The organism is Pseudomonas sp. PDM25, assembly GCF_019219045.1.
Classification (GTDB): Bacteria; Pseudomonadota; Gammaproteobacteria; order Pseudomonadales; family Pseudomonadaceae; genus Aquipseudomonas.
Map to the genome: position 1 here is coordinate 199406 of NZ_JAHUWL010000004.1, position 20801 is coordinate 220206.

The following is a 20801-nucleotide window of genomic DNA, read 5'->3' on the forward strand; positions in this document are numbered from 1 at the left end:
GTTTTTATTCGGCCACGTGCCGCATGGACATGGGGAATTGTTCTTTGCCGTAACCGCCGGTGCAGTCTGCGACTGTGGTCGCCCCTTTGCGGCAGTTGACCTTGGGCATGTCGTAAGTGCTGCCATCGCCACACACCGCCTGGCCCTGACTGTCGATGGCCAGGCTGCCACCTTTCATAGTAGCGCTCACCGGCCCGCTGCATTTCGTGCCGTCGGCCTGGTGTACGATGACTTCGCCTTTACCGTCCTTGAGCTGGTATTCCAGACGCAGGGGTTTGCCGGTTCGGCGATCCTGAATACCGGCACCGGCGCGGAACTGACCGTCGAGGAACTTGGCGGCACCGTCGGCGGCGTCTGGCGGAATGCTCAGGGGCGGGCCGGGTTTTGCGGCGGCGGATTTTTCGGCCTCGGGCGATGTGATATCCGGCGGCGCAGTTTTGTTTTCCGGTGGCGCGGTTGGCGATTCGGCTGTCGGGTCTGCTGCCGGGTCTTTGGCGGAGTCTTGGGTCACGCCGGCCGGCGCTGCATCAGCTTCGTTGCCCTCGACCGCCGGCGCTTCCACGTCCTGGGTTCCGGTCACAGCGGTGCCGGTTCCCGTGGTGGAGCCTACAACGGTGCCCGTCACAGGAACGCCATTGAGCGTCGTGGCATGGCCGGTCAGTTGTGGTTCTTCCCGTTGCCTTTCAACAGGCACGACGCCCTCGGGGAGCAGATCGACCGCCACCAGCGGAATCGGCACGCAACCGCGCAAGCCCAGTAATAGCCACAAAAGCAGCAGCAACAAAGGCAGCAGCAACAGCCACCACCAGCGCCGCCACCACGGACGAGCAATCACCGGCACGACGGGCGGCGCCACCACGGGCGCGGCTTCGACCACCGGGGGCAGCGTAAACGCGGGCGGAACTTGATAGAGGCAGTGCAGGGGATCGCGATTGCCGGTACCGGCATGCTCGAAGCCCCAAAAGGTCAGCACCGGCTTGCCTTGCACCAGGTAGACGAAGTTTTCATCGGGGAAATGAATCACACGCTTGAGCAGCTTGCCGAACACGGCTTTGTCGCCTTGCTGCTGTTCGGCTGGATCATTGCCCAGGAAACGCTGGCTCAATTCGTCGAGCGAGGTCTTCAGCGCTTCGAGTTGGCGGCGTGCAGGGGCGCGTTCTTCTTCAGTCGCGCTGCTCCACGGGATCACATCGCCGTCGAGGCCGCTGTACCAGTCAATCTGGTTGCCGAGTTCATCGCTTTGAGGGATGGCCAGGTGATCGACCATTTCAGGGTTCTTGCGGCGAATGGCTTCGCGCAATTGCAGGGCTGCCCGGTAAACCGGTTGACCTGTTTCGCCCAGGGCAGTGAATGACCCGCTCTTACCGCTGCGTAATAGTGCCCCGCGCATTCAAACTCCGTATGTTCCGCTGCGCAAAAATGACAGACAAAAGTGTCTGCGCTTGCTCCTGCAATTAGCTGGCGACCTTAATGTCACAATGATGTCGCCGTCAATCTGCCGGAGGTTCAAAACCGTATGAGACTAGCGTAAGCGTGCGGAGGTTGCATGAGGTCAATTTAAATTGGCTCGGGAAGGCTCGGGTGTACGTTTTTTAGGCTTGCTGAATCGTTTCATCAGCGCTATAAAAAACCCACAACTCCAAGAAAGGCTTCCCCATGACTCCGCTCAAATTCGTCGTTGCCTTTGGCGCACTGTCCGCCTCCCACGCCATGGCCTGGGATTACGTCCTGCTCGACAGCGACAAGGCTGCCCAAAACTGGCAGGTCACCAGCCAGCAACTCGGTGTAAAAACCGACAAACCCTTCTCCGTGACCCTTCGTAACTTGCACGGCGGTCGGCAGGAGGGCGTCAGCATCGTCGACATCGATAACGGCACGATGAAACTCTCGGTGGTGCCGACCCGTGGCATGAACGTCCTGCAGGCGACGGTCGGTAATGTGCGCATGGGTTGGGATTCGCCGGTCAAGGACGTGGTCAATCCATCCTTCATCGAACTCAACGGTCGAGGCGGGCTGGGCTGGCTCGAGGGCTTTAACGAACTGGTCACCCGCTGCGGCTATGAGTGGGTCGGTCACCCCGGCATGGACAACGGTGAACTGCTGACGCTCCACGGCCGTGCCGCCAACATCCCGGCCAGCAAAGTCACGTTGCACATCGATGAAAAAGCGCCTTACGCCATCAGCCTGCGCGGCGAGCTCAAAGAGCAGGCGTTCAAGAAAGTCGACTTCTCGGTGATGACTGAGCTGGTCACCGAACCTGGCAGCGCAGCGTTCTCCCTCAACGATACCCTCACCAACAACGGTGATTATCCGAAGGAATATCAGGCGCTGTATCACAGTAACTTCAGCACCCCATTCCTGGAACAGGGCGCCCGTTTTGCCGCACCGGTGAAACAGGTGTCGCCGTTCAATGACAAAGCCAAAGGGGATTTGCCGGATTGGCAGACTTACCGCGCGCCGACCAAGGATTACGACGAGACGGTTTACAACGTGGTGCCTTATGGCGATGCCAAGGGTGACACGTTGACCGTGCTGCATAACAAGGCCGGCAGCCTTGGGGTTTCGGTGGGTTTCAATACTCAACAGTTGCCGGTGTTCTCCCTGTGGAAAAACACGGATACCCAAGGGCAGGGCTATGTCACGGGTCTTGAACCGGGGACGAGCTTTTCCTACAACCGTCGGTATCAGCGGCCGATTGGTTTGGTGCCGATGATTGGGGTTAAAGAGCAGAAGCAGTTTCAGATCAGGTACAGCTTGCTGGCGGATAAAGGGGCTGTGGATAAGGCGTTGAAGACGGTGAGTGATATTCAGGGTGGGCGGGAGACTGAAGTTCGGCAGGCGCCGTTGGTTGATCTCACCAAGGAGTGATTCTGGTCAGTTTGTGCTTGGCCGATACTGCAATGCCTCAGCCAGATGTTCGCGGGTGATGCCATCGACCTGTTCAAGGTCTGCCAGCGTGCGTGCGACCTTGAGCAGGCGATGGGCTGACCTGAGTGACAAGGTCAAACGCTCGCAGGCGGTTTCCAGCCATGTTTCGTCGGTTGTGGATAACTTGCAGTGACAGCGCAGACCCGGCAAATCAAGGAATGCGTTGGCGCAGCCTTGGCGTTTATGTTGCCGCTCCCGGGCGTTGGCAACCAGCACCGCAGCAGAGGCGGTGTCATCACCGGGTTTGAGCGCAGGATTCAACGCTGTGGCTTCCCGCGCGACGGTCAGGTGTAGGTCGATCCGATCCAGCAGCGGCCCCGACAGCTTGTTGCGGTAACGCTGGACCATGTCCGGTGTACAACTGCATTTGCCGCTGGGTTCGCCAAGATATCCACAGGGGCACGGGTTCATCGCGGCCACCAATTGAAAGCGCGCCGGAAATCTCACGCGATCCTTGGCGCGGGAAATCACGATGTGACCGGATTCCAGCGGCTCCCTTAAGACTTCCAGCACCTTGCGATCGAATTCCGGGAGTTCATCAAGGAACAGAACGCCATGGTGGGCGAGGGTGATTTCACCGGGTTGCGGCTTTGAACCACCGCCCACCAACGCCGGGCCCGAGGCGGAGTGGTGGGGCTGGCGGAATGGTCTTTGCGGCCAGTGGCTCAAGGGCACGCAACTGGTGACGGATTGTATGGCAGCGACTTCCAGCGCCTCGTTTTCGGCTAACGGGGGAAGCAGCCCCGGTAACCGACTCGCCAACAGTGTTTTCCCGGTCCCCGGCGGTCCGCTAAATAACAGGTTATGAGCCCCAGCCGCCGCAATCAGCAATGCGCGTTTGGCCGAAAGTTGGCCCTGCACTTCATTCAAGTCCGGATAGGGCTTGCTGGCGTAGAGCAACCCGTTGGAAACGTAGGGCTCCACCGGCGTATGTCCGTTGAAGTGCGCAACGGCTTCCAGCAGGTGATCCACGGCAAACACCTTCAACCCCGACGCCAGGCACGCCTCCTCGGCATTCGCCCGCGGTACCATCAGCGAACGTCCGGCCTTGCGTGCTGCCAGCGCAGCTGGCAACACGCCTCTCACCGCACGTACTGCGCCTGACAGCGCCAACTCTCCCAGGCATTCAATGTCATCCAGCGTCAAAGTCGGCACCTGGACACTGGCGGACAGAATCCCCAGGGCAATCGCCAAATCGAATCGTCCGCCATCCTTCGGTAGGTCAGCGGGAGCGAGATTCAAGGTGATACGCCGCGCCGGGAATTGCAGCCCTGAATTGATGATCGCGCTACGCACCCGGTCCTTGCTTTCCTTCACGGCCGCTTCGGGCAAACCAACCATCGTTAATGACGGCAAACCGTTGGCCAGATGGACTTCTACGGTAACGGCGGGCGCATCCACGCCAATCTGGGCGCGGCTGTGGACGATGGAGAGGGACATGGTCGTTCCTTGAGCTTTTTACGGGGGCCGCTTCCTGCGGGTTTTTGAAGGGTAGACGGGGGCGATGGATTTGGGGCGTGGTTGTACAGGCAAACTTTCACTGGATGTTGCGGACACGGAGCGGGTCGTTGCGAGGCACAAAAAAACCGCCATTCAGACGGTTTTTTTTTAAGAAACGGTATTTAGTTTCTTCCACCAGCCAACCAACCACTTGGTTCAAGTTCTTTGCCGCGCGCGATGGCGACTTCAATAAAGCGTCGTTGATTAGCCGATAAATTCCCAGCCAAGCGACGTGCTTCGGCGTGAAACTCAGCAAGTTATAACAGCTTCGCCTTTCGCTTTTTGGGGCTCATGCATACCTCGTCTATCGAAAAGATCAGAGCGAAAAGGGTAAAGCAACGGGTGCGGAGTGATAAATCAGTCCGGAGAGCAGCTTTTTGTAGGACCGTGCCGAGATAGATGAAGGACGTCGGTGAAAGAGCGTGGGTGGGCTTGCCGTATGAAGGTTGCTGGTTATGATCTTGCTGAATGCAGCCGTAGGAGACATGAATGAACCGGATTGGGATGCGCCCGATTCATCCTGGTGAAATTCTCAGCGAGGAGTTTCTGAAACCAATGGGCGTTACAACCGCGGCGTTGGCTCGCTCGCTGAAGGAGCCTGAAGCTGAAGTGAGCAACGTTGTGAGACAGCAGAGCGGTGTCAGTGCTGGTCTGGCGAAGAAGCTATCCATGTTTTTGAATACCACGCCCGAATTCTGGCTGAATCTGCAATCGAGCTACGATCTTCGTAGCGCCGAAATCGAGCGTGGATGAGCGCTTAAAGCGAATGCAACGCTCGAGAAGCTTTTTTCCACCATGGAAGGTTGACCGGACGCTGCATCTGCTCGCCGCTCGGCAGCATATGTGGAACATCCTGCAACCGAATCCACGGTTGATTATTCCAATGCAACAGGCTCAGCGACATCTCAGGCCAGCTCAGCAGGCTCAGAATCGGGCGTTCGGTTGAGGTGGGTTGTTGGGCGTCTCTGAGGGCGGGGACTACGTCGTGGGTCAGCCATTCGCGCAGCGCCCGGTATTCGGGGCAGTAGTGGTAGACCAGTAGTGCGTAGACGCCGGATTCGCTGACCAGCAGGGTGTTTTCGATGGTGCCGTGGATGACGACTCGCGCGGATTGATGTTGATCGGGATCGAGTTTGCGGACGGCGCGTTCGTCGAGGAAAAGACGAAGCAGACGGCCTAAGTCTCGGGCGCTGAACCAAGGCTGGTTTTCGATCAAAAGGGCGTGGAGGTGGAGTTTGTGGCGGATGAAGACGTGAGGGATTAGATAGTTTTCTTCCATGGTGCAGCTCCCGGATGCGAATGAAGGAAACTGCCTCTAATCGTCGCCAAACGAAAAGGGTGGCAGCTTGCGCGGGTTGGCGAACCGGTGCATCCGGAAAAAACCGGCAGACCCGAAGGTCTCCCACGCAAAGCCGCCATAATTCGAGATGGGAATAGCTCCCTGGTTCGAACGTGGTCACGGTGCGTCGGATGCTGTCCAGGTCGCCAAACCCAGGGCTGAATATTCAGCTGAGGGTGAGCTTAGGAACCTGGGCGTCACGGCGCTATCGGACGGCGGTGGTGATCTTTGTAGGACGTTGCCGAGATGGTGGCGGGGCCGAAGATCAAAAGATCGCAGCCTTCGGCAGCTCCTACAGGGGTGGTCTGTCCAGTGTGGGATGGCTGGTAGACCGAGGCGACTCCATTCGCGGGCAAGCCCGCTCCCACAGGGATTGTGGTGTTACTCGGTAGGTGGATTGAGCTTTGCTTCCAGCTCTGCGACTTTCGCCTCAAGGCTTTCCAGCCGTGCCCGGGTCCGTGCCAGCACAACCATCTGGCTATCAAACTCTTCCCGGCTCACCAGGTCCAGCTTGCTGAAGCCGCTCTGCAACAGAGCCTTGAACTGGCTTTCGATTTCGCTTTTCGGCAGCGGGGTGTCGCCGCTGAAGAGGCGCGAGGCGGTGCCGCTCAGGGCATCGAGGAAGTCTTTGGGTGCGAGCATGGGAAATGTCCTGTCAACAATGGCGGGCAGTGTATCACGCAGTGTCTATAGTCAATCCCGACCGCTGACTGTGCACGCTTTTCGCGCATGCGGACGGACGGCATCGCACTGTTGTTGTGCGTAACGCGGCAGCAGTTGCGGCGAAGTGGTTGGCATCTGCTGCCAAGGGCTTGAAAACAGAGAGTTTTGTGGAGATGGCAAGCTTTCTGCTTAGTCAGTAGTAACCCATGCACTGATGCAGTCGCTGTGACGAATGCAGTGCGCCAAGCGGAACGGGGGAAGTGTTTCGTGCGGAGTGGTTAGCAGGCGTCGGACGGGCAGGTAAGGCCGACGATGCGTTACAAAGCCAGGCACTGCGCTTAGACTTGAGTCGGGTTTGTTTTCCTGGGGCAAGTCCACCAATTCGGGAGAGAGTTTTCATGAAGCTAGTCACTGCCATCATCAAGCCGTTCAAACTGGACGACGTACGCGAGTCGCTGTCCGAGATCGGCGTGCAGGGCATTACCGTTACTGAAGTCAAAGGCTTCGGTCGGCAGAAGGGTCACACCGAGCTGTATCGCGGCGCGGAATATGTGGTCGATTTCCTGCCAAAGGTGAAGATCGATGTCGCCATTGACGACAAGGATCTTGACCGGGTTATCGAGGCGATAACCAAGGCGGCCAACACCGGCAAGATCGGTGACGGCAAGATCTTCGTGGTCAATCTGGAACAGGCGATTCGCATCCGTACCGGCGAAACCGATACCGACGCAATCTAAGCCGCCACAAACCCAACGCCCCAGGAGAAAACAATATGACTCTGCGTAAATTCGCAGGGCTAGGAGCCCTGTTGTCCCTCGTAATGCCCGGCTTGGCTATGGCGGCAGACGAAGTGGCGGCCCCAGTCCTCAACTCCGGCGACACTGCCTGGATGATGACCTCGACAGCCCTCGTGCTGTTCATGACCATTCCCGGTCTCGCGCTGTTCTACGGCGGCATGGTTCGCTCCAAAAACATTCTTTCCGTGATGATGCAGTGCTTCGCCATTACCGGCCTGATCAGCATCCTGTGGGTCATTTATGGCTACAGCGTCGCGTTCGACACCACCGGCATGGAACAGGGCGTCATCAACTTCAACTCGTTCTTCGGTGGCATGGGCAAGGCATTCCTCGCCGGTGTTACGCCAGCGAGCCTGACCGGCCCTGCGGCGTTGTTCCCTGAAGCGGTGTTCGTCACCTTCCAGATGACGTTCGCCATCATTACCCCCGCGCTGATCGTCGGTGCCTTCGCCGAGCGGATGAAGTTCTCCGCCATGCTGATCTTCATGGGCGTCTGGTTCACCCTGGTTTATGCACCAATCGCGCACATGGTCTGGTCCGGTAACGGCGGCCTGTTGTGGGACTGGGGCGTGCTGGACTTCGCCGGTGGCACCGTGGTGCACATCAACGCCGGTGTGGCCGGTCTGATTGCCTGCCTGGTACTGGGCAAGCGCAAAGGTTTCCCGACTACCCCGATGGCGCCGCACAACCTCGGTTACACCCTGATGGGCGCTGCAATGCTGTGGGTCGGCTGGTTCGGCTTCAACGCCGGTTCCGCTGCTGCGGCCAACGGCACTGCCGGTATGGCGATGCTGGTGACCCAGATCGCAACCGCCGCCGCTGCATTGGGCTGGATGTTCGCCGAATGGATCACGCACGGCAAACCAAGTGCTTTGGGTATTGCTTCGGGTGTTGTGGCCGGTCTGGTTGCAATCACTCCAGCCGCTGGCACCGTGGGCCCGATGGGGGCTCTGGTCATCGGTCTGGCAGCCGGCGTGGTGTGCTTCTTCTGCGCCACCACCCTGAAACGCAAACTCGGCTATGACGACTCCCTGGACGCCTTCGGTGTACACGGTATCGGCGGTATTCTCGGCGCGATCCTGACCGGTGTCTTCGCTGCACCGTCGCTGGGTGGCTTCGGCACCGTCACCGACATCGCCGCACAAGTCTGGATTCAGTGCAAAGGCGTGGGCTTCACGGTGATCTACACCGCGATCGTCACTTTCATCATTCTCAAGGTGCTGGACGCTGTCATGGGGCTGCGTATCACCGAAGAAGAAGAGGCTGTCGGCATCGATCTGGCACTCCACAACGAACGCGGCTACAACTTGTAAGCACGCGCACAAAAAATTTGCCCGGCTTGCCGGGCATTTTTTTGTCTGAAGTTTGTCAGTGAAGGAACTGCTGAAAGGTTTTTTCGTACACGTTTAGTGGCGTTTACGACGGGCGTTTTTCTGCGGCCAATGGCTTACATGATAGAAGGAATATTAGGGCCTTTGTTTTTTCCCAGAGCGCGCTAGAATGCGCCCCGAACGTGCGGAGAACTGTATGTGGCAACAGACTCTGATTACCCTGCGGGCGAGGCCCCGGGGCTTTCATCTGGTAACGGACGAGTTACTCGCCGGCCTGCCTGAACTCAAGGCATGTCGGGTCGGTCTGTTGCATTTGTGGCTGCAGCATACCTCGGCGTCGTTGACCATCAACGAGAACGCCGATCCGGCGGTACGTCGCGACTTCGAACGATTTTTCAATCGTCTGATCCCACAAGGAGCAGACGGCTATGAGCATAACGACGAAGGCCTGGACGACCTCCCGGCGCACTTCAAGGCCAGCGTACTTGGCTGTCAGCTCAGTTTGCCGATTTCGGCAGGCCGACTGGCGCTGGGAACCTGGCAAGGCGTTTATCTGGGCGAGCACCGTGATTTTGGCGGTGCCCGTAAAGTCCTCGCCACCGTGCACGGTGAAGAGGCATAAACCGCTGGTTACCAGCGTTTGTAGAATTTTTTCCGGCGGCCTTCGACAGACGGCGAAGCTGGGCTATAACTAATCTGCTTTTCGCAAGTCATGAGGTAGAACATGAGCGACGATGATCTGGAAAACGACGACCTCGAAGTAGGCGACGACGACGAAACCGAAGAAGGTCTGGAAACAGCAGCGGAAGACGTTGCTGACGACGATGGCGGTGAAGCGCCCGTTCCGACCGCCAAAGGCAAAGCCAAGGCTGCGGTATCGGTCGATGAGCTGCCGAGCGTCGAAGCGAAAAACAAGGAGCGCGATGCCCTGGCCAAGGCCATGGAAGAGTTCCTGGCCAAGGGCGGCAAGGTGCAGGAAGTGGAGGCCAATGTGGTCGCCGATCCGCCCAAGAAGCCTGACAACAAGTACGGCAGCCGGCCTATCTAAGGCCGCCGCTTGCTTGCTGAAAAAGCCCGCCGTCGCTGCGGGCTTTTTCATGGGTGAATAAAACGCGTGGATGTGGTGCGAGTCAATGTGGGAGCGGGCTTGCTCGCGAAAGCGGTATGTCAGTCAAAGTGGAGTCGACTGACACGGCCCCTTCGCGAGCAAGCCCGCTCCCACAGGGGTTATATGTGAATTCAGGATCAGTGTTGGGCGTTCCAGAGGGCCAACAACGCCGGCAACTCGCTCAGGCTTCGAATCTCGGCATCCGGTGCCTTCTCGGCTTCCCACACCTTGCCCGCCGGGTTAAACCAGATCGCCCGCAATCCCGCCTGCTGGGCGCCGGCAATGTCATCACCCGGATGATCGCCGATATGCACGGCCGTCTCGGCCGTCGCACCACCGCGTTGCAACGCCTCATGAAACAGTCGCGCATCCGGCTTGCCGATGCCGATGTCTTCGGCACACAAGGCAAACTTGAAGTAGTCCGCCAGCCCTAAGCGGCGCACATCGGCGTTGCCATTGGTGACCACGCCGAGGGCGTAGTGATTGGCCAGAGTCTCGAGGGTCGGTTGCACCTCCGGGAAGATTTCCAGCTGATGCCGCGCATGCAGAAACACTTCAAAACTCTGATCGGCCAGGTCTGAGGCCTGACCCTGGTCGTAACCGGCCTCTTCCAGCGCATGGAACAAGACTTGGCGGCGCAGGGCGCTGATGCGGTGCTTGAGGCCCGGCTCACTGCTCAGGATCCGCTCGCGAATCGCCCACAAATGCTCCACCGGCACGGCGCCCAGATTCGGTGCATGCTCGGTCAGCCATTCACGCAGTACGGCTTCGGCGCTGACGATCACCGGGGCGGTATCCCACAGGGTGTCGTCGAGGTCGAAGGTGATCAATTGAATGCTCATGACTCATCGCCTTTGATGCGTTTGGCCCGTGGATGGGCGCTGTCGTAAACCGTCGCCAGGTGCTGGAAGTCCAGGTGGGTGTAGATCTGGGTGGTTTTGATGTCCGAGTGGCCGAGCAATTCCTGAACCGCCCGCAGGTCCTGGGACGATTCCAGCAAATGGCTGGCGAACGAGTGTCGCAGCATGTGCGGATGCAGGTTCTGCCCCAGCTCGCGCTCGCCAGCGGCTTTAACCCGCACTTGGATCGCCCGTGGGCCGAGGCGCCGGCCTTGCTGGCTGACAAACACCGCGTCGTCCGCCGGGTTGGTCATGGCCCGTAGCGGCAGCCACAACTCCAGCGCTTCGCGAGCTTTTTTGCCGACCGGCAGCAGTCGGGTCTTGCTGCCCTTGCCGAGCACTTGAACCATGCCGTCGGCCAGGTCCAACTGATCCAGATTGAGCCCGGTCAGCTCCGACAGCCGCAAACCCGAGGAATAGAACAGCTCCAGAATCGCCTGATCCCGACGCGCCAGAAAATCATCTTCCACCGCGCCCTCAAGCAGTTGCAGCGCACGGTCGGTGTCGAGGGTTTTTGGCAGCCGACGCTCGCCTTTCGGTGGCGCCAGGCCGTTGGCCGGGTCGTGGTCGCAGAGGCCTTCGCGGTTCAGATAATGATAGAGCCCGCGCACCGCCGACAGCAGCCGCGCCAGGCTGCGCGACGATTGGCCTTGTGAATGCAGGCGAGCGATCAGGCTGCGCAGGCGCTGAATGTCCAGGGCCGCCCAACTGCTGATGTTCTGTTTGACACACCAGCCCAGCACTTTGTCGAGGTCGCGCCGGTAGGCATACAGCGTGTGAGGCGACACCTGCCGCTCACTGCGCAGGTGTTCGCAGTAAGCGTCCAGTTGCCGTTCCACGATCAGCGTACCGAGCGCAGGGAGGTGTTGACCCGTGGCAGCACGCGGCCCATGACTTCGGCGATGTAGCTGAGGAACAGCGTGCCCACCGAACTCTTGTAGTGCTGCGGGTCACGGCTGGCGATGGCCAGGACGCCGTGGATGCCTTGGTAGCTGATGGCGACGACGGCGGTGGAGCCGATCTGCTTGCGCTGTTCTTCGCCGAACAGGAAGTCCAGTTCGTGTTCACGCAAGCTGCCGCTGACGCTTTTGTCTTCCGAGAGCAAACCGCCGATGGCCGTTTGCGCGTCGGCATGGGTCACCCAGCGGCCTACCGGCATCGGGTTGTCACCCAGCAGAATCAGGCTGACGAAAGGCACCTGGAAGTCCTGGCGCAGACTGTCTTCGACGCTGATTACCACGTCTTCCAGGCTGGTGGCGTCCATCAGCGCGAGAATCAGGCGGCGGGTCTTGTCGAAGAGGCGGTCGTTGTCGCGGGCGACGTCCATCAAGTGCGAGAGGCGATGACGCAACTCGATATTGCGGTCGCGCAGGATGGTCATCTGGCGTTCGACCAGCGAAATGGTGTCGCCGCGCTGGTGCGGAATGCGCAAGGTCGCGAGCAGGTCTTCATGCTTGACGAAGAAATCCGGATGAGCCTCCAGGTACGCGGCAATCGCCGCCGCCTCAAGGCTTTCGGAAGGGGATTCGTCGGGCTGTAGGGCGGGAACCTGGGGCTTATCTTTCATGGATTCGACTCTCTCAAAGACGCACTTGTCCTTCATAAACGCGCACTGCCGGGCCGGTCATCATGACCGGTTGGCCAGGGCCTGCCCATTCAATGGACAAACGCCCGCCGGGCAGGTCGATCAATAGTGGCGAATCCATCCACCCCTGGCTGATCGCGGCCACTGCAGCAGCGCAAGCGCCGGTTCCGCACGCCTGGGTTTCCCCAGTCCCGCGTTCCCAGACGCGCAGTTGCGCGCGGCTCCGGTCGATGACCTGGAGAAAACCGACATTGACCCGCGCCGGGAAGCGCGGATGGTTTTCGATTTTCGGCCCCAGTTCATGCACCGGTGCATTGTTGATGTCGCTGACCCGCAGCACGGCATGGGGGTTGCCCATGGACACGGCGGCTAGGTCGACCAGGGTGCCGTCGACGTCAACCTGATAGCTCGTGGCCTGCTCCGGCGCTTCAAATGGAATCTCGGCCGGCACCAGGCGCGGTGCGCCCATGTTGACACCGATCTGCCCGTCGCTGCGGATATCCAGTTCGATGATGCCGCTTTTGGTCTCGACGCGGATCTGCCGCTTCGCGGTCAGGCGCTTATCGAGCACGAAGCGAGCGAAGCAGCGCGCACCGTTGCCGCACTGTTCCACTTCGGAGCCGTCGGCGTTGAAGATCCGGTAGCGGAAATCCACGTCCGGGTTGCTGGGCGCTTCGACGATCAGCAACTGGTCGAAACCGATACCCGTATGCCGATCGCCCCATTGCTTGGCGTGTTTGGGCAGGATGTGCGCATGCTGGCTGACCAGGTCGAGGACCATGAAGTCATTGCCCAGGCCGTGCATCTTGGTAAAACGCAGCAGCATGGTTTTACTCCGGCAGCAGGCTTTCGCCAGCAAACAACTCGGCTACCGTCTCACGGCGACGCACTTCAAATGCCTGATCACCGTCCACCAACACTTCAGCGGCACGGCCGCGGGTGTTGTAGTTGGAACTCATGACAAACCCGTAGGCACCGGCCGAATGCACGGCCAGCAAGTCGCCTTCTTCCAGGGCGAGCTGACGATCCTTGGCCAGGAAGTCGCCGGTCTCGCAGATCGGGCCGACGATGTCGTAGGCGCGAGCCGCGGTAGTGCGCGGGCGCACAGCGGTGACGTCCATCCAGGCCTGGTACAGCGCCGGGCGGATCAGATCGTTCATGGCCGCGTCGACGATGGCGAAGTCTTTGTGCTCGGTGTGCTTGAGGTATTCGACCTGAGTCAGCAGCACGCCGGCGTTGGCGACGATGAAGCGGCCCGGCTCGAACACCAGCGCCAGGTCACGACCGTCGAGACGCTCGCGCACAGCTTTGATGTAGTCGGCAGCCAATGGCGGCTCTTCATCGCGATAACGCACGCCCAAACCACCACCGAGATCGATGTGGCGCAGGTAAATGCCGCAATCGCCGAGGCGGTCGACCAGGCCCAGCAGGCGGTCGAGGGCGTCGATGAATGGCGGCAGGGTGGTCAGTTGCGAGCCGATGTGGCAATCGACACCGACCACTTCCAGGTTTGGCAGTTGTGCGGCGCGGATGTACACGTCTTCGGCGTCGGCGATGGCGATGCCGAACTTGTTCTCTTTAAGACCGGTAGAAATGTACGGATGGGTGCCGGCGTCGACGTCCGGGTTCACGCGCAGCGAGATCGGCGCGCGAACGCCCAGCTCGGCGGCGACCACTTGCAGACGTTCCAGCTCATCGGTGGATTCGACGTTGAAGCAATGCACGCCGACTTCCAGGGCACGACGCATGTCGTCACGGGTCTTGCCGACACCGGAGAACACGATCTTGTCGGCGCTGCCGCCAGCGGCCAGTACACGTTCCAGCTCACCACGGGAGACGATGTCGAAACCGGCGCCCAGACGCGCCAGGACATTCAGTACACCCAGGTTGGAGTTGGCCTTGACCGCAAAGCAGACCAGGTGCGGCATGCCGGCCAGCGCATCGGCGTAAGCCAGGTACTGGGCTTCGATGTGCGCACGGGAGTAGACGTAGGTCGGTGTGCCAAAGCGTTCGGCGATGGCGGACAGGGCAACACCTTCCGCAAACAGCTCGCCGTCACGGTAGTTAAAAGCGTCCATGGCGTTCCCTTATTGGTAGACGTCGTGCTTGTGTGCTTTCGACGGAGACTTCTGCGATGACTGGGCCTGCTCGGCAGGGTCCTGAGAATCGTCAGGCAGGTACAGCGGGCCTTTTTGACCACAGGCCGACACAAGGCAGGCAACCGCGACGAGCGCAGCGAGGGAAGAGATCAGGCGCTTCATGGCGAAATCCTTGAAAATGCGTTAATTGCGCCGGAGTATACCGGCCACCCGGCAGCTTGCCTATGCGACGGGGCTCCCGTCCGGCGGGGCTATGTGGTGAGGGGATTTATCCCCGTTCGGCTGCGCAGCAGTCGCAAGCATTCACGCTTAACCTTGAACTGCTGGGGCTGCTGCGCAACCCAACGGGGATAAATCCCCTCACCACAAAGGCTCGCTCCCACAGGTGTACCTATATCGGCCCTTGGTCGTTATCCTTTGCAATCACCGGGGCTCGCCCGTATCTTGCGGCGCTTGAGCGTGAGTAGACACTTTTTGAGGTTCCCGCAATGAGTTTGACTGAAGCCCGTTTCCACGATCTGGTCGATGCCACCCAGCAGACGCTGGAGGATATTTTTGACGAGTGTGACCTGGATATCGATCTGGAGAGCTCGGCCGGTGTGCTCACCGTCAAGTTCGAAAACGGCAGCCAGTTGATTTTCAGCCGCCAGGAACCGCTGCGGCAGCTATGGCTGGCAGCCGTGTCCGGCGGGTTCCACTTCGATTACGACGAAGAAAGCAAGCGTTGGATGTGTGACAAGAGCGACGAACAACTCGGCGAGATGCTCGAGCGCATCGTCAAGCAGCAAGCTGACGCCGAGCTCGATTTCGAAGGTCTGTGAGATCGTGACCGAGCCTGCGCCCGCTCGTGCGCCCAAACCGCTCTACAGCAATGTCAGCCCGGCGGTGGCTTCACCGTGCAGCGGCGTGTGTCGGCTGGATGAACAGAAGGTCTGCCTTGGGTGTTTTCGCCATGTCGAAGACATCCGCGAATGGCGCTCGGCCGATGACGATCGGCGTCGTGTCATTTGCGCCCAGGCCCTTCAGCGTAAATCCTGCGCCTGACCCAAAACCCTTGTGGGAGCGGGCTTGCTCGCGAATGCAGTGCATCAGTCGATATCAACGTTGACTGACATACCGCATTCGCGAGCAAGCCCGCTCCCACAAAGGCAATTTCCTCCGGTCAGTACCAAGGTCGCCCCTCACTTGTATATTTATTGAGCTGTGATAGTGTCGAGAAACGCCTCAACCCATCGAGGCTCGTGAAAACCCCGCCTTTTTCTGGCGGGGTTTTGCTTTTTCTGTGCAGAAGAAAGGAGTCTGCCCAAATCATGACCGCACCTTCAATCACCCTTACCCGTCTGGACGTGCAACGTCTGGAGCGCCTGATCGACAGCCTGGATGACACGCTGCCGGGCGTTATCGCGCTGCAAACCGAACTGGATCGCGCCGATACCCTGGTCGGTCACGATGAAGTACCCGCCGATGTCGTGACCATGAATTCCCGTGTGCATTGCCGCGAAGAAGGCAGCGGCAAGGACTATCACCTGACGCTGGTTTATCCGAAGGATGCCAATGCCGACGAAGGCAAGATTTCCATTCTGGCGCCAGTGGGCAGCGCGCTGCTCGGCCTGAAGGTGGGTCAGCACATCGACTGGCCAGCACCGGGCGGCAAGACGCTCAAACTCACCCTGCTGGAAGTTGAATGGCAGCCGGCCGAGGGCGGTCACTTTCCGGAATAAGCTCGTCAGACCTGCTCGAGCGCCTCGTTCAATGCGCGCTCCAGGTCAGCCTTGTAGCGCAAATACAAAATACTTGAACTCTGACCATCACCGAGCAGACCCGACAGGTCCAGGTCGGTGATGTAGCAGCGATAGCGTTCGGTTTCACGGCGCTGCTCGACGATTTCCCGGGCGACCACGTTGAACAGTCGGTCGCCATGTTCCAGCTCTGAAAATTCCCGCTGATTGCAATACAACGTGACCTGCGCCTGTCCCGGCGCGGCTTTGCCGACAATCGCCTGCACGTCGTAGAACGGTTTGTTGACCGGGGTTTGCGGCGCTGGCCGAGCTTCGACCCGACGCGCCCGTACAGGGCCGGAGGGCAGCAGTTGGTAATACAAGGTGTCCAGGCTCAACGGCTGGGCGACGTCCATCGCCAGCAAGGCGTCGCGCCGGTACTGGATCGATTGCAGGAAACGTTGCAGCGGCACCAGCAGGCTTTGCTCGTCGTGGTAGGGCAAGCGCTGTTGCCACAGGGCATTGAATTCATCCAGCACGTACAGGTCGGCGTGGTATTCGTTGATCCGGTAGAACACCTGAATGCAATCGGGCTGACCCATCGGCAGGACCAGCGCCAGGTCGTGGTCTTCCAGTGCCATCGGGTCCAGGTGCAGCGGGCTGTAGCTTGCACGCTCTTCGCCCAGGTAATCGACCAGCGCCGGCAGCGTGGCGAGGGCGACATGATTGACCTGGCCGGGCACCAGTTCCAGCACGTGGTAGTGCTGCTGGACCTGAATCAGGTAGCGATGATTGAGTTTGCTCAACAGCAGGTTCTGCGCGGTGTCGAGGATCTCTTCAACCCGCTGGGCGATGAACTGCGCGCGGTTGTGGCAGAAGCACCGAACCCGCAACGTGGGTTGTTGTAGCCCGCCGGGCAGGTTGTTGAGGTAATCGCGCACGCAGTCGAGCAGCGCGTGAGGGCCGTCGAAGCGGCTGACCAGCACTTCGTTCCAACTGTTGAGTGTGACCTGATCCAGGGTCAGTACCAGGTTTTCCCGGACGCCGGCGTAACTCAGGGAATCGGTGCGCTCGGTGGTCATCAGGATGTTCAGGTCGCGGTGGTGCTTGAGTGGATCGACGCCTACGTTCACCAGAATCAGCACTTCGCTCGGCACGCTGGCGCGCAGTAACGGTTCTTCGGCGACGGTCGTCAGCGGCAGGACGATGCTCTGTTGCAGGCTGCCGAGCAGGTTGAACAGTTCGAACTCGCTCAGGTCGCTGGTGCCGGGATGCAAGGCCAGGCGAGTGCTGCTGTCGATCACGCCGTTGCGGTGACACCAGGTCAGCAGTTCCAGCAAGTGGCGGCTGCGCTTGATCGGTGCGAAATGCTCCCATTCGAGGGCCGTCAGGCTGCCGTTGTACAAACCCCACTGAGTTTGACCCAATTCTTTTTTGTTCGGCGCGTGCACCAGCGTGAGGGTGTCTTCGGCCAGATCCGGGGCGATGCCAGGGTTGATGAACTCGACTTTGTCGGCTTTGCGCTCGAAAGCTGCGTACAGCCGTCGACCCAGCACGTTGAGGTCGCGCTTGTTGATCAGGCTGACGGTTTGTTCGGTGCGGGCGAACTGGGTCAGGAAGCGATAGCTGTAATTGAGCTCCTTGACCAAGGCCCTGCGTTCAGAACCGACCTGGCGGACTTTCCACTGGCTGCGGCTGTCGAGCAGGGCCAGTTGACGATGATCCCACTGCCATTCGTGGGCCAGGCGTTTGAGCAACGAACGCTGCCAGCTCTGCGTGCGACTGCTGCTGCCGGTGAGTTTGCGATTGACCTTCAGGTATAACGCCCGGCGTACCAGCTCCAGGCGTTCCGGCTCGCCACGGGCGGTCAGGTATTCCTCGATACGCCGGTAAACCACGACGTATGGATCCAGCTCGTCAAGGTCAAGCCGATTGGCAAACACCGCTTGCTTGAAGCGCAGGCTCAGGCAATGGACCTTGGGGTGTTCGCTGGCGTAGACCTCGATCAGCAGTAGTTTGAGGACCGATTTGTAAGGCGACTCGATGCCCTTGAACAACTGCCAGAGCCCGGCACCGATAAATTCGCCAGGCGGGATATGGGCCAGATGCCCCAGGTCGAGGGTTTCATCGGCACGGATGAAGCGCTTGGACATCAGCGTGTGGGTGTAACGGTCGTAGCTCGCTTCTTCGTAGACGGGCACCAGCCACCAGATGGGCGTGCGTCCGGCCAGCCAGATCGCGGTGCGATAAAACTCATCCAGCAGCAGATAGTGCTGGGTGGTGCCGCAGTCTTCCGAGCTCAGTTGGGTATCACGTTCGCCGCGTACGAAACGGGTCGGGTCGATCAGGAAGTAATGCGCCTCGGCGCCCTGGCTGGCAGCCCAGGTTTCGAGAAGCTGGCATTTTTTGCGCAGTTCAGTGAGCTCGCTTTCGCTCAAGTCCGGCCCGTGGCAGACCCACACGTCCATGTCGCTTTGGTCGGCCTGGGCGAGGGTGCCGAGGCTGCCCATCAGGAACAGGCCGTGAATCGGTCGCGGCGGATTGCTGCCATGGCGAGGCTTATAGGAAAACGAGCGGGTCAGGCGCTGGGCTTCGGCGAGGGTGTTGGCGTCGGGTTCGTAATTCGACAGCCCGGCCGGCGTGCTGCCCGAAACGTACCCTGGCAACAGCGGGTGATTGACGTGAAAAAACAGCGGCAACAAGCTCAGCACCGCTTGCTGGCGGGTCGACAACCCTTCCATGGCGCGGGCCATACGGCCTTCATTGAGCTTCAGAAAACGTGCGCGCAGCTGGCTGAGAACCTTGCGGTCGATTCCCTCGTCCAGATCGGGGCGGATTTCATGGGTGCGGGTCATGTCAGCTCAAACCGGCTCGCGGGGCTCAGACGTGATTGTCTGCGGATGAGGGGCAGTTTAGCGCCTCGGCTCCAGGACTTTTAAGCTGATTTTGTTTTTCCGGCGTCAGATTTTTATCGCGGGGCGACGGCTGGCAACAGGGCAGGTAACGAAATGTGCCCGCGGAAATCCCGTAGCAGGGGTTTCCGTGGGCGCTACGGTAATGCTCAGGCAGTTTCCCGGACGTTGAGAATGGTCAGAACGGTTTGCACATTTTGCGCGGCATCACGACCGAGGCTGGTCAGATAACCACCATCTGGCTGGGTGATCAATTCTTTGTCGAACAGTCTTTGGGCGGCGGCAATGGCTTTCGGGGCAGCGGTCTGATGAATTTTCAAACCTTCCTGGGAACTGTCCAGGTTGAAGAGTGCGAGGATTTCCAGTTCGGCAACCAACTCAGGGGTAAGCGACATAAGGACTCCAGACTTTCTAGGAATTGGACGACAGCGTCCCTAAGGTGATCCCACTCGGGCGGCATGTCCAGTGCTCGCGACAGGGTTTTTTCGCCTTGGGCAGCATTCCCCGGTGGGTGGTGCGGCAGCGGGGTGGGTTCAGTGTAGTCAGGGGCTGGAGGAAGGCGGGAGCGATTGGTGACAATTTGTGTTGGCGCGGGTTTTTGTGGTTGTGGAGGTAGCCTGTGGTGAGGGGATTTATCGAAACGTCGCACCGCCCCGTTCGGCTGCGAAGCAGTCATAAACCATTGCACACGGTATACCTGATACACCGAGTGCTATGGTTTTGGGGCGGCTTCGCCGCCCAACGGGGCGGTGCGACGTTTCGCTAAATCCCCTCGCCACAGGGGGCCTGCGGAATTACTTCTTTTCCGGCGGCAACTCTGGCAATGCACGCAACGCGGCTTCGTACCATTCGGTATTGAACGCGCGGTCTTCTTCGAGGATCGCGTCGATTTCCACTGCCAGAACGTGGGCCATCAGATTGAGGATTTCTTCACGTTCGTAACCCACCAGGGTCAGCTTGTTGAAGGTGGCCTTGGCGGCTGGCGGGTTGTCGCTTTCGATCTGGTTTTCGATGGCTTCGACCAAGGTGTTTTCGGCGAATTCTTCTTCGTCGATCTCGTCGTTGTTGATGCCGGGGGTTGGCTCGCTCATGGCAGGCTCCTCAAGTTAAGGCGGCCAGTTTACCTGCATTCAGCGCTGTGATGCTGCTGGCAAGAAACGTCGCGGCATTCTATAAAAGGCACCTGCCAACCCCGCACGGCCTGGAGGCTATGTGATGCTCAAGCTTTATGGATTTTCCGTCAGCAACTACTACAACATGGTCAAGCTGGCGCTGCTCGAGAAGGGACTGCCGTTTGAAGAGGTGCTGTTTCACCCGGGGCCGAGCCCCGAGGCATTAGCCATCAGCCCGCGCGGGAAGGTGCCGGTGCTGGGTGTCGAGCAGGGCTTCATCAACGAAACCAGCGTGATTCTCGAATACCTCGAACAAAGCCAGAAAGGCACGCCGCTGTTGCCGAGCGATCCCTATGAGCGGTCGCAGGTCCTGGCATTGGCCAAGGAAATCGAGCTGTACATCGAATTGCCGGGGCGTGCCTGCTATGCCGAAGCATTTTTCGGCATGACGGTGCCGGATGCGATCAAGGACAAGACCAAAGCCGAGTTGCTGCTGGGGTTTGCCTCACTGGGCAGGCACGGCAAGTTCGCCCCTTATGTGGCAGGTGACAGCCTGAGCATTGCGGATTTGTATTTCCTCTACAGCGTGCCGTTGGCCTGTGCGGTGGCGCAGAAGCTGTTTGACCTGGATTTGCTGGCGGAGATGCCGGCAGCCAAGGCGCTGCTGGAACGTCTGGGGCAAAATCCGAATGTGCAGCGGATTGCGAAGGACAAGGAAGCGGCGATGCCAGCGTTTTTGGCGATGGTCGCGTCCAAGAAGTAGGTTTTTGCAGCGTTCTTGCGAATGTCATCGCGGGCAAGCCTTGCTCC

General features: G+C 59.6%; 23 protein-coding genes. 10 read left to right on the forward strand and 13 right to left on the reverse strand.

What is annotated here, in order from left to right:
- Positions 1-4 precede the first annotated feature (4 nt).
- Positions 5-1390: an SrfA family protein gene (locus tag KW848_RS09055; RefSeq protein ID WP_218536615.1), complete on the reverse strand. Its 1386-nt coding sequence runs from the start codon at positions 1388-1390 to the stop codon at positions 5-7.
- 266 nt (positions 1391-1656) lie between these two features.
- Between KW848_RS09055 and KW848_RS09060 the strand changes: the two genes are divergently transcribed.
- Positions 1657-2868: an aldose 1-epimerase family protein gene (locus tag KW848_RS09060; RefSeq protein ID WP_218536616.1), complete on the forward strand. Its 1212-nt coding sequence runs from the start codon at positions 1657-1659 to the stop codon at positions 2866-2868.
- Positions 2869-2874: 6 nt separating this feature from the next.
- Here the strand turns inward: KW848_RS09060 and KW848_RS09065 are convergent, their stop codons facing one another.
- Positions 2875-4368 (reverse strand): YifB family Mg chelatase-like AAA ATPase, encoded by a 1494-nt coding sequence (locus KW848_RS09065; RefSeq protein ID WP_218536617.1) that lies wholly within the window; start codon positions 4366-4368, stop codon positions 2875-2877.
- Between the two features lie 549 nt (positions 4369-4917).
- Between KW848_RS09065 and KW848_RS09070 the strand changes: the two genes are divergently transcribed.
- Positions 4918-5181, forward strand: coding sequence for a HigA family addiction module antitoxin (locus KW848_RS09070; protein ID WP_218536618.1), 264 nt, complete (start codon positions 4918-4920; stop codon positions 5179-5181).
- Between the two features lie 4 nt (positions 5182-5185).
- Here the strand turns inward: KW848_RS09070 and KW848_RS09075 are convergent, their stop codons facing one another.
- On the reverse strand, positions 5186-5707 hold the full coding sequence (locus KW848_RS09075) for a Bro-N domain-containing protein (RefSeq protein WP_218536619.1): 522 nt from the start codon (positions 5705-5707) through the stop codon (positions 5186-5188).
- Positions 5708-6148: 441 nt separating this feature from the next.
- Entirely contained in the window at positions 6149-6409 is a 261-nt protein-coding gene (locus tag KW848_RS09080; protein ID WP_008007559.1) for an accessory factor UbiK family protein, read from the reverse strand.
- A 419-nt stretch (positions 6410-6828) separates the two neighbouring features.
- Here KW848_RS09080 and glnK point away from each other — a divergent pair, with 419 nt between their 5' ends.
- The 4 genes from glnK to sutA all read left to right on the forward strand — a co-directional run bounded on the left by glnK (position 6829) and on the right by sutA (position 9606).
- Positions 6829-7167, forward strand: a complete 339-nt coding sequence (glnK, locus tag KW848_RS09085) for a P-II family nitrogen regulator (protein ID WP_002555808.1) — start codon at positions 6829-6831, stop codon at positions 7165-7167.
- A gap of 35 nt (positions 7168-7202) precedes the next feature.
- Positions 7203-8540 carry an ammonium transporter gene (locus KW848_RS09090; RefSeq protein WP_218536620.1) on the forward strand — a complete coding sequence of 446 codons (1338 nt, stop codon included), beginning with the start codon at positions 7203-7205 and terminating at the stop codon, positions 8538-8540.
- Between the two features lie 214 nt (positions 8541-8754).
- A complete protein-coding gene (locus tag KW848_RS09095; RefSeq protein WP_111448318.1) occupies positions 8755-9180 on the forward strand; it encodes a secondary thiamine-phosphate synthase enzyme YjbQ in 426 nt (141 codons plus the stop codon).
- 102 nt (positions 9181-9282) lie between these two features.
- Positions 9283-9606: a transcriptional regulator SutA gene (gene sutA, locus KW848_RS09100; protein ID WP_008150253.1), complete on the forward strand. Its 324-nt coding sequence runs from the start codon at positions 9283-9285 to the stop codon at positions 9604-9606.
- 197 nt (positions 9607-9803) lie between these two features.
- Here the strand turns inward: sutA and KW848_RS09105 are convergent, their stop codons facing one another.
- From KW848_RS09105 to KW848_RS09130, 6 genes are read right to left on the reverse strand one after another with little or no spacing between them, the layout of a single operon-like run.
- Positions 9804-10508 carry an HAD family hydrolase gene (locus KW848_RS09105; RefSeq protein WP_218536621.1) on the reverse strand — a complete coding sequence of 235 codons (705 nt, stop codon included), beginning with the start codon at positions 10506-10508 and terminating at the stop codon, positions 9804-9806.
- Positions 10505-11404, reverse strand: coding sequence for a tyrosine recombinase XerC (gene xerC, locus KW848_RS09110; protein ID WP_008150257.1), 900 nt, complete (start codon positions 11402-11404; stop codon positions 10505-10507). The genes KW848_RS09105 and xerC overlap by 4 nt, the downstream gene beginning before the upstream one ends.
- A gap of 2 nt (positions 11405-11406) precedes the next feature.
- Complete coding sequence (locus KW848_RS09115) at positions 11407-12132, reverse strand: DUF484 family protein (RefSeq protein WP_192408955.1); 726 nt, start codon at positions 12130-12132, stop codon at positions 11407-11409.
- Positions 12133-12145: 13 nt separating this feature from the next.
- Positions 12146-12976: a diaminopimelate epimerase gene (dapF, locus tag KW848_RS09120; protein ID WP_046045083.1), complete on the reverse strand. Its 831-nt coding sequence runs from the start codon at positions 12974-12976 to the stop codon at positions 12146-12148.
- A gap of 4 nt (positions 12977-12980) precedes the next feature.
- On the reverse strand, positions 12981-14228 hold the full coding sequence (gene lysA / locus KW848_RS09125; RefSeq protein ID WP_111448322.1) for a diaminopimelate decarboxylase: 1248 nt from the start codon (positions 14226-14228) through the stop codon (positions 12981-12983).
- A gap of 9 nt (positions 14229-14237) precedes the next feature.
- Complete coding sequence (locus KW848_RS09130; protein ID WP_033060682.1) at positions 14238-14411, reverse strand: lipoprotein; 174 nt, start codon at positions 14409-14411, stop codon at positions 14238-14240.
- A gap of 326 nt (positions 14412-14737) precedes the next feature.
- On the opposite strand from KW848_RS09130, the gene cyaY reads away from it, so the two are divergent.
- The 3 genes from cyaY (at position 14738) to rnk (ending at position 15970) form a co-directional block, all read left to right on the forward strand.
- Entirely contained in the window at positions 14738-15070 is a 333-nt protein-coding gene (cyaY, locus tag KW848_RS09135) for an iron donor protein CyaY (protein WP_008150266.1), read from the forward strand.
- A 4-nt stretch (positions 15071-15074) separates the two neighbouring features.
- Positions 15075-15293, forward strand: coding sequence for a DUF1289 domain-containing protein (locus tag KW848_RS09140; protein WP_218536622.1), 219 nt, complete (start codon positions 15075-15077; stop codon positions 15291-15293).
- Positions 15294-15559: 266 nt separating this feature from the next.
- Positions 15560-15970 carry a nucleoside diphosphate kinase regulator gene (rnk, locus tag KW848_RS09145; protein ID WP_008150268.1) on the forward strand — a complete coding sequence of 137 codons (411 nt, stop codon included), beginning with the start codon at positions 15560-15562 and terminating at the stop codon, positions 15968-15970.
- A 5-nt stretch (positions 15971-15975) separates the two neighbouring features.
- Here rnk and KW848_RS09150 read toward each other — a convergent pair whose 3' ends face one another.
- From KW848_RS09150 to KW848_RS09160, 3 genes are all read right to left on the reverse strand, one after another.
- Positions 15976-18822, reverse strand: coding sequence for a class I adenylate cyclase (locus tag KW848_RS09150; RefSeq protein WP_218536623.1), 2847 nt, complete (start codon positions 18820-18822; stop codon positions 15976-15978).
- Between the two features lie 206 nt (positions 18823-19028).
- Positions 19029-19274: a TIGR02647 family protein gene (locus KW848_RS09155; protein ID WP_008150272.1), complete on the reverse strand. Its 246-nt coding sequence runs from the start codon at positions 19272-19274 to the stop codon at positions 19029-19031.
- A gap of 399 nt (positions 19275-19673) precedes the next feature.
- Entirely contained in the window at positions 19674-19970 is a 297-nt protein-coding gene (locus KW848_RS09160; RefSeq protein ID WP_074871893.1) for a hypothetical protein, read from the reverse strand.
- Positions 19971-20094: 124 nt separating this feature from the next.
- Between KW848_RS09160 and KW848_RS09165 the strand changes: the two genes are divergently transcribed.
- Positions 20095-20754 (forward strand): glutathione S-transferase family protein, encoded by a 660-nt coding sequence (locus KW848_RS09165; protein ID WP_192408962.1) that lies wholly within the window; start codon positions 20095-20097, stop codon positions 20752-20754.
- Positions 20755-20801: the final 47 nt, after the last annotated feature.

Coding starts and splice junctions, on each gene's coding strand:
- KW848_RS09055 (WP_218536615.1), bottom strand. CDS start 1,390: ATGCGCGGGGCACTATTACGCAGCGGTAAGAGCGGGTCATTCACTGCC.
- KW848_RS09060 (WP_218536616.1), top strand. CDS start 1,657: ATGACTCCGCTCAAATTCGTCGTTGCCTTTGGCGCACTGTCCGCCTCC.
- KW848_RS09065 (WP_218536617.1), bottom strand. CDS start 4,368: ATGTCCCTCTCCATCGTCCACAGCCGCGCCCAGATTGGCGTGGATGCG.
- KW848_RS09070 (WP_218536618.1), top strand. CDS start 4,918: ATGAACCGGATTGGGATGCGCCCGATTCATCCTGGTGAAATTCTCAGC.
- KW848_RS09075 (WP_218536619.1), bottom strand. CDS start 5,707: ATGGAAGAAAACTATCTAATCCCTCACGTCTTCATCCGCCACAAACTC.
- KW848_RS09080 (WP_008007559.1), bottom strand. CDS start 6,409: ATGCTCGCACCCAAAGACTTCCTCGATGCCCTGAGCGGCACCGCCTCG.
- glnK (WP_002555808.1), top strand. CDS start 6,829: ATGAAGCTAGTCACTGCCATCATCAAGCCGTTCAAACTGGACGACGTA.
- KW848_RS09090 (WP_218536620.1), top strand. CDS start 7,203: ATGACTCTGCGTAAATTCGCAGGGCTAGGAGCCCTGTTGTCCCTCGTA.
- KW848_RS09095 (WP_111448318.1), top strand. CDS start 8,755: ATGTGGCAACAGACTCTGATTACCCTGCGGGCGAGGCCCCGGGGCTTT.
- sutA (WP_008150253.1), top strand. CDS start 9,283: ATGAGCGACGATGATCTGGAAAACGACGACCTCGAAGTAGGCGACGAC.
- KW848_RS09105 (WP_218536621.1), bottom strand. CDS start 10,508: ATGAGCATTCAATTGATCACCTTCGACCTCGACGACACCCTGTGGGAT.
- KW848_RS09115 (WP_192408955.1), bottom strand. CDS start 12,132: ATGAAAGATAAGCCCCAGGTTCCCGCCCTACAGCCCGACGAATCCCCT.
- dapF (WP_046045083.1), bottom strand. CDS start 12,976: ATGCTGCTGCGTTTTACCAAGATGCACGGCCTGGGCAATGACTTCATG.
- lysA (WP_111448322.1), bottom strand. CDS start 14,228: ATGGACGCTTTTAACTACCGTGACGGCGAGCTGTTTGCGGAAGGTGTT.
- KW848_RS09130 (WP_033060682.1), bottom strand. CDS start 14,411: ATGAAGCGCCTGATCTCTTCCCTCGCTGCGCTCGTCGCGGTTGCCTGC.
- cyaY (WP_008150266.1), top strand. CDS start 14,738: ATGAGTTTGACTGAAGCCCGTTTCCACGATCTGGTCGATGCCACCCAG.
- rnk (WP_008150268.1), top strand. CDS start 15,560: ATGACCGCACCTTCAATCACCCTTACCCGTCTGGACGTGCAACGTCTG.
- KW848_RS09150 (WP_218536623.1), bottom strand. CDS start 18,822: ATGACCCGCACCCATGAAATCCGCCCCGATCTGGACGAGGGAATCGAC.
- KW848_RS09155 (WP_008150272.1), bottom strand. CDS start 19,274: ATGTCGCTTACCCCTGAGTTGGTTGCCGAACTGGAAATCCTCGCACTC.
- KW848_RS09160 (WP_074871893.1), bottom strand. CDS start 19,970: ATGAGCGAGCCAACCCCCGGCATCAACAACGACGAGATCGACGAAGAA.
- KW848_RS09165 (WP_192408962.1), top strand. CDS start 20,095: ATGCTCAAGCTTTATGGATTTTCCGTCAGCAACTACTACAACATGGTC.